The 12,034-nt window shown below is 47.9% G+C and carries 6 protein-coding genes; 2 read left to right on the plus strand and 4 right to left on the minus strand.

The annotated features are described in order from the left end of the window. Nucleotides 1-128 precede the first annotated feature (128 nt). The 4 genes from trxB to LRP54_RS06250 form a co-directional block, all read right to left on the minus strand. Nucleotides 129-1,067, minus strand: coding sequence for a thioredoxin-disulfide reductase (trxB, locus tag LRP54_RS06235; protein ID WP_331274744.1), 939 nt, complete (start codon nucleotides 1,065-1,067; stop codon nucleotides 129-131). A gap of 408 nt (nucleotides 1,068-1,475) precedes the next feature. Then, on the minus strand, nucleotides 1,476-4,295 hold the full coding sequence (murJ, locus tag LRP54_RS06240; protein WP_231235399.1) for a murein biosynthesis integral membrane protein MurJ: 2,820 nt from the start codon (nucleotides 4,293-4,295) through the stop codon (nucleotides 1,476-1,478). Then, on the minus strand, nucleotides 4,292-6,688 hold the full coding sequence (locus LRP54_RS06245) for a DUF6049 family protein (protein ID WP_231235400.1): 2,397 nt from the start codon (nucleotides 6,686-6,688) through the stop codon (nucleotides 4,292-4,294). Before LRP54_RS06245 ends, murJ begins: the two co-directional genes overlap by 4 nt. Continuing rightward, complete coding sequence (locus LRP54_RS06250) at nucleotides 6,685-7,224, minus strand: NUDIX hydrolase (protein WP_231235401.1); 540 nt, start codon at nucleotides 7,222-7,224, stop codon at nucleotides 6,685-6,687. Before LRP54_RS06250 ends, LRP54_RS06245 begins: the two co-directional genes overlap by 4 nt. Before the next feature lie 347 nt (nucleotides 7,225-7,571). On the opposite strand from LRP54_RS06250, the gene LRP54_RS06255 reads away from it, so the two are divergent. Together LRP54_RS06255 and LRP54_RS06260 are read left to right on the plus strand one after the other, a co-directional pair. Then, complete coding sequence (locus LRP54_RS06255) at nucleotides 7,572-9,113, plus strand: CCA tRNA nucleotidyltransferase (protein WP_231235461.1); 1,542 nt, start codon at nucleotides 7,572-7,574, stop codon at nucleotides 9,111-9,113. Between the two features lie 117 nt (nucleotides 9,114-9,230). Further along, entirely contained in the window at nucleotides 9,231-11,645 is a 2,415-nt protein-coding gene (locus LRP54_RS06260; RefSeq protein WP_231235402.1) for a transglycosylase domain-containing protein, read from the plus strand. The last annotated feature ends 389 nt before the right edge of the window (nucleotides 11,646-12,034 follow it).

Here is a 12,034-nt window from a genome sequence, read left to right on the forward strand (position 1 = left end):
TCGCTCTTGGCAAATAAAAGACCAATGACAAGTGTGCCACTCGTCCGATAAGAATGCGACATCAGCCACATAGGGGACGTGCATGAGGATAAGTGGCATACCTGTTCACTGCGAATATTAAGAGGTATCTACCGTACAGAAGCCAGCCAATGCTCCGCATCAATGGCCGCGCGGCAACCAGAAGCCGCCGCAGTAATGGCCTGCCGGTAAGTGTGGTCAACAACGTCACCACACGCAAAAACACCAGGAACACCGGTTAGAGTGGAAGGCTCGTCAACAACAATATAGCCAGCATCATCTAAAGTGACTTGACCGGCCAAGCGATCAGTACGCGGCAAGTGACCAATAGCAACAAAGACACCATCACATGACAATTCAGATGACGAACCATCAACGGTGGATGTCAAACGAACTCCCGTCACAGAGTCACTTCCCAACACTTCGCTGACGACACTATTCCACACAAATTCAATTTTCGGATCAGCCTCAGCACGATCAATCATCGCCCGAGATGCACGCAACTGATCGCGACGATGAACAACAGTGACCTTAGAAGCAAATTTCGTTAAGAAAGTGGCCTCCTCCATTGCAGAATCACCGCCACCTACAACGATGAGTTCCTTGTCACGGAAAAAGAAACCATCACATGTCGCACAGTAAGAAACCCCGCGACCAGATAACTCCTGCTCCCCAGGAACATCAAGTTTTCGATACTCCGAACCTGTCGCAAGGATGACTGCACGAGTATGAAGAACCTCATCGTCAAGCGTGATCGTTTTAATGTCACCTGCCAGATTCAGGGCAGAAGCATCCTCATAACGAATATCTGCACCAAATTTTTCGGCCTGCTCACGCATATTATCCATCAGATCAGGACCAAGAATTCCATCAGGAAAACCTGGGAAATTTTCAACCTCAGTGGTAGTCATTAAAGCACCACCAGCAGAAATAGCTCCAGCAACAACGACAGGACGTAGACCTGCGCGGGCAGTGTAAATAGCTGCCGTATAACCGGCTGGCCCAGAACCCACGATCACAACATCATGAATAGTAGGCGTGTCAGTCATATGGACCTCCAAAGTCATTCATTAGCTGAGTGGATCAACAGAGCACACTTATCTGCGAGAACAGGGAAAGTCCACACAATTGATCCGCGTATTTCCTATGCGTGCGGCCAATGTATCAGTCCTTAGCTACTTTCTTCCTGTTGTAACCTGCCGCATGTGACTTATATGTAATTATGCCAACTTTAGGATTTCCCCTATCCGTAGGGGAGTGAGTCAAACCCTCAATCGCGCCGCTGGAAAACCTGTTAGCAGGAAAGAGCAACAATGAAATGCGCACCCCGACTATATGCGTATAACTCTTACGAGCAGAGATCTGAGTAAGGAACATCCGCGCTTGTGCTGCAGACATAGGTTCATATGTCCGGATGTTAGAGGGCTGTTTTGCGTGAAGAAAGCGTGCGCTTCCTTTTACTTCACAGTAACTTCACCTACCCATGCCCACGGTAAACCATCGACAGATGTAGGCATTTTTCGGAATGACAAGGAAAAAGCTTGTGTTTCTACGGGACTTTCAGCGGTTAAAACGGTTGTCGGACCCATAGATGAAGAAGCTAATAGAGTACCTTCACGAGGAGAAGTTGGGGTTACTGCACGTAAAATCACTTCACCGCCCGTGGTGGACGGATCCATGCTCATCGTGACTTCAGAAAGACTGGTAGGTTCTTTCAGGGTGAAAAGCAATGTCACGGTGTCGTTTTCAGGGAAATTATTCAGCTCGTAATACCGTGAATGCCAACGAGTCTGCGAATCCCCATCAATGAGCAGGTGTGCGTCTTCCTCAAAGTCACCGCTTCCATTCCATGAAAATACTGCCGCTGAATCAATAACAGGTGTGGGAGTGGCGCTTCCTGATGATTGTGCAGATTCGGATGCCTCATCGGATGAAGGAGTTTCTGTCGGTGTTGGAAAAGCGGCACGAGGTGAAAGGAAGTCATCACCATCTACAGATTTCACCGGTGCAAAAGCTGTCATTACTGCCCACAACATGCTTACGAGCAAAGTAACAATAACGATGATGAGGGTGGGTTTTGTTGGGTTGAAATATGAAGGGCGCGCGGTTTCCTTTGAAGGATGTGCAGTATGAGGTGAGGATGAAGAAAGCGAATCTGTAGCAGAGTCTTTCTTTGGCGCTACTATGCGATCGAAATTTGAAAATATATGCGCTGATGAGGAAGAAAGAGTACGTGCAGAGGCGTGTCCGGGTTTTTCCACAAGCACAGGATGCGTGTCTGCTTGTGTAGGAGTAATCCTCACGGTATCGACGCTATCAGCATCCTCGGATACGTGGATTTTGCGGAGGAAATGTGAATGAAATGTGGTGGACGTGCTGAAATCATGTGCGTCATGGTCAGGATCTGAAGATTCTTTTTCATGGAACTGAAGAGGATCAGAAGGGGCTGCTTCTTTGTCTGCGTGAGTTTTCCACAAAGCAAAGGAAGTAATGAATGAGGGAAGAATCCTCAAGACCGATGGGGCAGGTAGCATTTTTGAGTTATCAGATGTTTTGTTACCCGTGGTTGCAGGTGCGCCTAAGAATGAAGCAATAACGGCTGGAACAGGCAAATGCTTGAGGAATGGACCTATTAAACGCGCATATTCATGGGGTAAGGCAAAACGCAAAAGGACAACGTATAGGACTGTTAGACATAGTGTGATGACGAGGATTTTCACTAAGGAAATCAACAGGCGCAGTATCGAAGAAGAAACAACGGTGTCAATCCCCATGAGGAAGATCAGAGCAAAACCAACAACGATACATGCCAGAGCGCACAGGGCAGAAACAAAATATAACCGGTGTAATTCGCGTAAACGCACGTGGGGATTACGTTTCTTAACCCAGCTCATTGCAATAAAACCTTGGGTTACTCGGCAACATGATTCTGCGAAAGCTGCGCATATGACCCACCATTGTGCTCCGGTCAATGCGTATAGGCTCCATCCAACAATGACTTGAAGGAGTGTTGGGATAATACCCATGAAGAACACGGGCCGAGCATCCTCATACGCAAAAAAGACACGTTGGCTGAGCATCGTAATACCCAGTGAAGTCAGACCGGGCATGAAAGCAATGAGGACCCATGCATATGAGCGCACTATTTCGGTGTTTGTATGAGTGAGCATCACGCTTTGCATGAGTGGGACAGCGGCGACGATGCCAATGGCTGTGCACAGCATCATGAGGACAATTGTTGTACGAACTCCAGAATCATAGTGTCGTGCAACAGATGCATTATTTTTTTCGCTGGCTGCGGTGGCGATTCGAGTGAAAACTGCTGTTGTCAAAGAGACAGTAATCAGTGAATGTGGCAGCATGAAAACCATGAAGGCGGTTGCTGCGGCGCTGACTCCAACAATTGGTATCGCATGTGTGTGCCCCCACGTATCAGCCAGTGCAGCCAAGTTATTTGACGATAATATTCCGATATGGCTGACAGCTAATGTAGCAAAAGTCCACTTTGCTACAAAGGAAGCTTTACCAAAAGAAGTACCTCGGAAATGGAAATCTGGCCGGAAATGAATCCCTGCTTTCTTCATAGGCCACAACAGGAGCAAGGCTTGAAGGATGACACCTAAAGTTGCTGAGCCGCCAAGTAGCCAAAATTGGGCCGAGCTAAAGTCAGCAACATTGAAACGCTCAGGAGAAGAACCCCACAAACCAAGGAAAGCCAGAAGCCCTGCAATTGCCACGAGATTATTGACAACAGGTGACCACATATACGGACCAAAAACACCGCGTGCATTGAGAAGTTCACCCAGTAGGTTATACACGCCGTAAAAGAAGATCTGCGGTAGGCATAAAAGAGAAAAAGCGATAGCTAAAGATCGGATCTCAGTGTCGTATCCCGCTGCGGTGATGATAACGAGGAGCGGTGCGATAAGTAATGCGACGACACTAAGACCGAAAAGTACAGTTCCCGCCAGCGTTAATAGCCGATTGACATAGATATCACCGGAACGTTTTTTTAACGCTGAGACGATATGGGGAACCAGAATTGCATCAAAAACACCGGAGGCAAGGATGTTATAGATCGTATTTGGCAGGGTATTTGCTGTTTGAAAGGCTGCGTTAACACCACCTGCGGCACTGCCAATAACAATGAGGAGGAGCGCATTACGAATGAAGCCAAGTATGCGGGAAATGAAAGTCCCTGAAGCCATTACAGCACTGTCACGTAAAAGAGAATTTTTTACTCGTGGCGTGTCCTTGTCAGACGACGTATCAGTCATAAGTTTTCTCCGTTACTTTGTTCATGATTTCCTTGTGCTACGCCTGATTCTGAGGTGTCCTGTGCAGAAGTCAAGCACAAGCAATCTGATGTCTGCGGTGATTCGTCGTGAGTGTCTGCAGGTTGCGCGGACTTTCTGCGTCGTTTAATAGTTCGTATGAGGCCGACGACAAAAAGTAGGGCGAAAAGAGTGGCTATGACCGCTGTGGCTGCATCCTCCCATGATGCTCGCATTCGCACAGTTGCATGTGTCGCATTATTGAGGACCACTCCTTCGGGAGTACTCACAATGTATGTGACGGAAATATTTCCTGAACCGATGGCTTCAACAGGGACTTCTGCGGTTGCTGCTGCCTGAGAGGGGACGGCGACTAACGTATCTGAAAGTACATGCAATCGAGGATCTGAAGGAGTCAGGGTCACTTTCAGTTGCACAGCCCACGGCAGATTGTTGCGCACAACAATGGGGAATGAGGCTTTCTTATTGATGAGGTTGATCGTTGTGGAAGATTCGACGGAGATGGCAGATGCCCATTTATTTACTTTTTGTGACAGGACAAGGCTTTGAGTGGCTTGTGACGAATCAGAGAGTGTAGGTGTGAAAGCGGAAAGAACGGGGCCTTTGAGCATGTTCCATGCCGATGTGGAATCTTCGAGTGCGCGAAAAATTGTGGAAGCGCGTTCAACGCTTTGGCCGATCGTGGCGGCCGTAGCGAGTTTGTGTGTTGAGGGAGGGGTTTCAGGAACTGCGGGACGCGCAAGAGAAGATGGCGAAGTGTTTCGCATGTCGTCGAAAGAAATAGGACTGACCCAGCGTTGTGATCCCATAACGGTTAGACGATCAATAAGTTCAGGATCAAGTACTGTGTCACGATCAAAAGGTATGAATAGAGTTTTTTCTGTCGGATTGTTTTGTCGAGCGATAAGCGCGGTAATTGCTGTGATGACTTGCTTTTGATCGCATGCGTGTTCTGTTGTGTCAGGTGTCCAGGCCATGAGGTCAACGACATCACTTATTGATGTGAGTACAGTGCTTGTATCTGTTGAAGGTGTTTGTGTTGATGTTGTCCCAGATGGTGTGATTTCCACACGTGAAGCGCCAATGAGTTCTGTATCTGAACGTAAATCACCGCGCGGAGCAATGGTGGTTCCTTTTGCCATGCGTTGCGTCAAAGGCAGGGCGAAGGATGTGGGGGACCAGGCCACATCAGTGATGATGTGGGGCAGTGCGATAAAAGATTTTTGTGTTGCAGGGGTGGATCCTGATTGGGACGTGTGTGGCTGAGTGCTTTCAGGTTCAGTGTCAGCAGGATTTTTCCTGTCGGATTGTGCGCTAGTGGATTGTGGCGCAGTGGAGGGAGTTTCGTTGGTTTGAGGCGTGTGCTGTGATGCTGATTCAGGGGTATTGACGGTGTGCGCAATATTTTCTAGAGAATGTGATAGGTCTGATGTGCTTTCACGTATGAGCGACCATAGGGTTTCAGATGTGATGGCTGCAGGTAAGCCCATGTCAGCATCGTAGGGAGGTAATGCGATAAATGATGAGCTGCGTTGCAATAGTTGTGACCAGAATGTGCGTTGCTCAGGTGTGAGAGAAAAATATGATGATGACGCTGCTGCTTCCCCTGAGGGGGTGGAAGTGTCCGGTGATATTTGAGGTCTGCGCTGCGTATGTGTGGGAATAACGGAAGGGTCTATTGCTAGTGTTGCGCCAGGAATTTGTGTCAATGACAGTAAGCGTGAACGTAAGAGTGGGAGTGAATGAGCGGGTGTCCCATCTTCTGACCGTGTTGTGAGTTGTGATGTCCAAGGAAGCAGGTAAGAGACTTTTACAGGGTCGATATCTGTTCCAGAATCCCAGATCATTAAAGTGCGGTCGGAGCCAGAAAGTTCTCCTGAATATGCGGCGACAGAAATGCCGCGTGGTCCCCAGTCATTTGGTGATTCAAGGCTGAAGTAAGGTGCGGGAACGTGAATGGAATACGAGGTAGATTGTCCAGGTTCTAAAGAGATAGTTTGGTTCTCTTGCCATGCGATATATCCGGCGGGGCTTTGAGCTGATAGATATGAAGAAATATCAGTTACAGTGGACATTGGGCCAGTTTGTGTTAAAACAATGAAACGCACAGCCGTGATGTGACTCTGTGACTTATTTGTTATAGTGCCAGAGAGTTTTACTTGATCCGCTGAGGTGACTACACGTGGGAGTACGGTATCAATACTGAGGGCTAAACCTCGACTATGATCCTCCCCGCTGCCAAGTAATTGCGGGAATGACGCCCTTGAGTCATCTATGATTTCAGCTTTTCCCTGGTGAAAAGGAAAACACACCGTAACAATTACGCATATCAGGCAGGTAAGCGCAGTGAGTTTTCTTTTCAACGCGGCACTCATGAGATATTCCGATACAGCAAATCAAGAGCAATGCTGACAATGCGACGTTCATTTGGATAAGCCAAATAGCGACTGACTTCTTTCAGAGGCATCCATGTGGCTTCCTCAGCTTCATGGTCAGGGTCACCATCTACTGAAATTTTTCCACTGCGGTAGGCCATAAGGAAATGATGCACTATTTTATGGATACGATGATCTGGGCTGGAAAACCAGTAATCAATAGAAGCAAGAGGGCACACGATCTGACCGCGGATACCTGTTTCTTCATAGACTTCTCGTAATGCGGCTTCTTCGACACTTTCACCGTATTCTAAATGTCCCTTGGGCAGGCACCACTCAATACGACCTGTCCGATTTCGTCGTGCAATAAGCGCTGCGTAAGGGATTCCGTCACGCACATCCACCACAATTCCACCGGCGGATGTTTCAGAAGCAACAGGCAGATCTGCATGCCGAGAGGAAGCTGCCTGCACCGAGGTATGACGGCGCGGGGGTTGAGGAACCCCTATGCGACGATCAATAGGACGGGTAGGCATATCTCCACTCTAGTTGCAGTCACCGCGCTCAGGTAACAGGTAATGCGCACAGTCGCATGAATCGTCAGTTGAGAAATCACACAGCGTGCATTAAAGGTTGAAATATAGCAGGTTTTCATGAAAACTGCGCTAAAAATTTAGGTGCCTCACTTTTTGTCTTTTCGATACGTGAACAGCGCATAACAAAGCGCATACACAATTTCACAAAACAGGGATGAAAAATCGGCATGTCATCAGATACACACGTATAGTACGTGCTGTTGTATAAGGTAGCGTCACATGCGCATTACTCTGCATTGGAAAGGAACCCTGTGGATAAGACAAACGAGCGCAGTATTGCTTCACTGATGGCAAATGCGACACAGGCTTTTGCGGGGATTCCTTCACATATACGTGAACTCGGCCAAGTATTCACTGAAGCAGGCGCAGAAATCGCCCTTGTTGGCGGGCCTGTTCGTGACGCTTTTTTAGGGAAAATACCCCACGATTTTGACCTTGCAACAAATGCTCGTCCTGAACGAACAGAAGAAATCCTCAGCCGCTGGGCAGATGCAACCTGGGATGTCGGCAAAGAATTCGGCACAATCGGTGCCCGTAAAGGACGGCTGATCGTTGAGATCACAACATATCGGACAGAGGCCTACGAAGTAGGATCACGCAAACCAGAGGTCACATATGGTGACACACTCGAAGGTGACCTGACTCGGCGTGACTTTACAGTGAACGCCATGGCCATGCGATTACCGGATATGGTTTTAGTTGATCCACATGATGGACTGGTCGATCTGGCTTATGGGCGCTTGCGTACACCTGTGAGCGCAGAACAATCTTTTGACGATGACCCTTTGCGCATTATGCGAGCCGCACGTTTCGCTGCACAATTAGCGATCGACGTTGATTATGACGTGATGTGCGCTATGGAAAATATGGCGCACAGATTAAGTATTGTTTCGGCTGAACGAATCCGAGCGGAACTTGAACGTCTCATCATCTCTGAGCATCCGCGCCGCGGCCTCGAATTAATGGTTCATACAGGGGTTGCCGATATTGTCCTACCTGAAGTGGCTGCTCTACGTGAAACAACAGATGAACACCGCCGCCATAAAGACGTATATGAGCACACATTGACCGTTGTCGATCAAGCTATTGCTTTAGAAACAGGGGCTGATGGTGCTGTGCCGGCTCCAGATTTCATTTTGCGTTTCGCGGCACTTATGCACGATGTAGGTAAACCTGATACGCGACGCTTTGAATCAGATGGTTCAGTGTCTTTCCATCACCATGAAATTGTCGGCGCAAAAATGACACGTAAACGTATGAAAGCATTACGTTTCGACAAAGCAACAACAGAGGCTGTTTCCAGTCTGGTTGCTTTGCACTTGCGTTTTCATGGGTACGGTGAATCAGCGTGGACTGATTCCGCTGTTCGACGGTACGTGACAGATGCGGGGGACCTCCTTGAACGCCTCCACAGACTTACCCGTGCAGACTGTACGACACGTAATCGCAGGAAAGCCCAATTTTTGTCGCAGGCCTATGATGACCTCGAAGAACGTATTGCTGCTTTACGTGAAAAAGAAGCCTTGGACGCGATTCGCCCAGATCTGGACGGCGGTCAAGTCATGCAGATCCTAGGGATTCGGCCCTCGAAAGCTGTCAAAATGGCTTTAGATTATCTGCTGTCGTTGCGTATGGAACGCGGTCCGTTAGGTCAAGAAGCAGCTCGTGAGGAGCTTCTGCGCTGGTGGGAATCAGAGGACGTACGTGAAATTGCTGCTGAATACCAAAAACAGCAGGCACACTGGGAAGCACAAGCAGCAGCCAAACGTGCTCGTAAACACTCGCATAGGTCTGTGACACAGGATTTATCCGACGAAAACACTGAATAAATAGCACATATGTATGTGTGGATACGCAGAATTTTCCTGTTAATTGGGCATTAATTTCGGCAATAATGAGCTGGTGGCTTTAGTCTGGAAGTGAGTATTTCCGACGAAAGGCATGACGTGCCCACGAACGATCATACGAATAAGCCGCGTACACGCTCAGATTCATCTGCCTCAGGTGATGGATCCTCTCGGCTTCCTTCACGAGCTGCAGCTGCGCGTGAAAGAGCAAAGAAAACAGGTGTGACCGGCACAGCTAGCGCGGCTCCACGTGAGAGGAAAACATCCTCATCACGATCGAGTACGCCTCAAGCTCCTACTCGTCGAAGTATCAGAAATAGCGCCACACCACCTACGGCACCGGTAAAAACTGCGGTGCCTCATAAAGGAAAGAAAAAAGCGCAGAAAAAACCAAACTGGGCAAAACGTATAGGTTTAGGCATCGTGTGCGGCCTTTTTGCTCTCTTTTTCTTAGGGGCAGGGACTTTCCTTTTCCTCTATTTGAGGACATCGGTTCCTGTTCCAGATGAATTTGCTTTAGCTCAAACCACGAAGGTTTACTACCAAGATGGCGAAAATGAAATAGGGACTTTATCGGAAGTCAATAGACAGATTATTGATACGAGTTCTTTACCGGATTACGTGTCAAAGGCAATCGTTTCTTCAGAAGATCGCACATTTTACACAAATAGTGGTATAGATATTAAAGGGATACTGCGAGCACTAGTTACGAATATTACAACAGGGACACGTCAAGGAGGTTCTACCCTTACTCAACAATACGTGGAACGCTATTATGTCGGAGAAACAACAAGCTACCTCGGAAAACTCAAAGAAGCAGTTCTTGCAATCAAAATTAATCGTGAACAAAGTAAAGATGAAATTTTAGGAAATTACCTTAATACCATTTACTTTGGCCGTGGTGCTTACGGTATAGAAGCGGCAACACAAGCATTTTTCGGGCACTCAGCAAAAGAACTTACCCTTTCAGAGTCGGCGATGATTGCAGGTATTATTCCTGCCCCATCAGCGTGGGATCCTGAAGTGGATATGGTGCAAGCGCAAAGTCGGTGGAAACGTGTACTGAATTTAATGGTTGAGGACGGGTGGATTTCGCCTGCCGAGGCCGAACAGCAAATTTTTCCTGAAACTATTTCACAAGCAGATGTTCAAAGCTCTGCATTTACTGGAACGAATGGTTACCTCATTCAGCAAATCCGCGCTGAATTACTGGCGACAGGTAATTTCACTCAGGATGATATTGATTCTGGTGGACTTAGAATTATTTCCACTATTGATAAGGCTCGTCAAGAGGCAGCTGTGGCGGCCGCGCAGTCAATGTTTGATGTGCGAGGCTGGGACAAATCAACGATGCACACAGCATTAACATCCGTTGATCCGCGCACAGGTGAGATTGTTGCTGAATATGCGGGTGATGATTACCAGTTACGGCAACAAAATGCTGCGACACAAGATATCGCTATGGCGGGATCGACGTTTAAGGTCTTTGCTTTGCTGGCAAATGCGCGTGCTGGTGGCTCTGTGTACGACATGTATGACAGCACGAGTGGTCGTCGTTTCCCCGGTTTGGCTGCACCGGTGAATAATGCTTTCAACCGTTCGTGGGGACGAGTCACATTGGTTGAAGCATTGCAGTATTCGGCAAATACGGCTTTTGTTGAACTGAATGAGAAGATTGGTCCTTCAGCGACGTTAAAGGCCGCAGTTGATGCAGGTATTCCAGAAAATACGAGTGGTTTAGAAGCAACATTATTAAATACTTTAGGTTTTGCTGCGCCGCATAATGTTGATATTGCTGGCGCATTTTCAACGATCGCAAATGGTGGAAAGCGGATCGCCCCGCATATTGTGCGTGAGGTATATTCAGCCGAAGGTGATAAAAAATATGTGGCACCAACTAGTGGTAATCAGGTGTTTAGTACGGATGAAGTCAGTTCAATTATGCCGGCTTTGGAGGCTGTGACGGGTCCTCGAGGAACAATTTCACGTATTGGGGCCGCTCAGCTTGGCTTGAAAACCGCAGGTAAAACAGGGACTTCAGAAGATCAGCTTTCGGCGGTAGTTGTTGCTTTTGTTCCGGAATTAGTGACAGCTGTTTCCCAATATCAAACTGACGAGAATGGTAATTCTGTACCTTTGACAAATATTGGTGGTATTCAAGGGTATTTTGGTGATACCTGGCCAACGGATGTGTGGTTGAACTATATGAAAGCAGTCCGTTCGAGCTTGTCGGTTCAAGATTTTTCCTGGTATGTTCCGCCAAAGAATACGAGGGTAGTGCCTGAAGAACCTATGAGCACTGATTCAGCAGATTCAGAGCAAAGTAACGGTGGGAATAGCCAAGATTCACGAAATAATAATTCACCGGCGCTGCCATCTGAGCCTACTCAACCTGACAGGGGGACAACGCCATCTCGTCCTGATACGGAGGGCGATTCTGGTAGTAATGCGCCACCGCGGATTGAAGAAGGTGACTCGGTTCCACCAAGTGGTTCATTGGGACGTTCACGGTAAATAACTGCTGAACGTTTAAGTCTCATAAGTCTCGCATCTTTTTGGTGTGGTATTCGTGTTTCTTTGGTGTGCTTTTCGTAGGTAATCCTGTTACGAAAGTCACGGTCGATGAGGTATTCGATAGCTGTGCGGGCTTGGCGCAACATCGGCCTGATGTGAAGGGGTGGGTGCCGTCTACGTGACGGGAGTACGGCATTTGGCGCGGTTGCGAAGCTGCAAATGTCAGTGGAAACCTGTGCGTGAGTATCGTGCGTGCCGTTACGAGGATCTGCTGTGCAAAATCATGGATCCGAGGAGTGCCGCTGTTTTGCAAGGTATGTGTGCCCGTGCGGAATACGCAGATTCCCCTACATAAAGCATAAAAATATAAAATAAATTCTGTTTCAAAG

Origin of the sequence: Schaalia sp. lx-100 (genome assembly GCF_021083625.1) — a bacterium.
Lineage (GTDB): Bacteria > Actinomycetota > Actinomycetes > Actinomycetales > Actinomycetaceae > Pauljensenia.

Bases quoted from the DNA above. Each gene is read 5' to 3' on its own strand.
- LRP54_RS06245 (WP_231235400.1), bottom strand. From the start codon at position 6,688: ATGAGTGCCGCGTTGAAAAGAAAACTCACTGCGCTTACCTGCCTGATA.
- LRP54_RS06255 (WP_231235461.1), top strand. From the start codon at position 7,572: ATGGCAAATGCGACACAGGCTTTTGCGGGGATTCCTTCACATATACGT.
- trxB (WP_331274744.1), bottom strand. From the start codon at position 1,067: ATGACTGACACGCCTACTATTCATGATGTTGTGATCGTGGGTTCTGGG.
- murJ (WP_231235399.1), bottom strand. From the start codon at position 4,295: ATGACTGATACGTCGTCTGACAAGGACACGCCACGAGTAAAAAATTCT.
- LRP54_RS06250 (WP_231235401.1), bottom strand. From the start codon at position 7,224: ATGCCTACCCGTCCTATTGATCGTCGCATAGGGGTTCCTCAACCCCCG.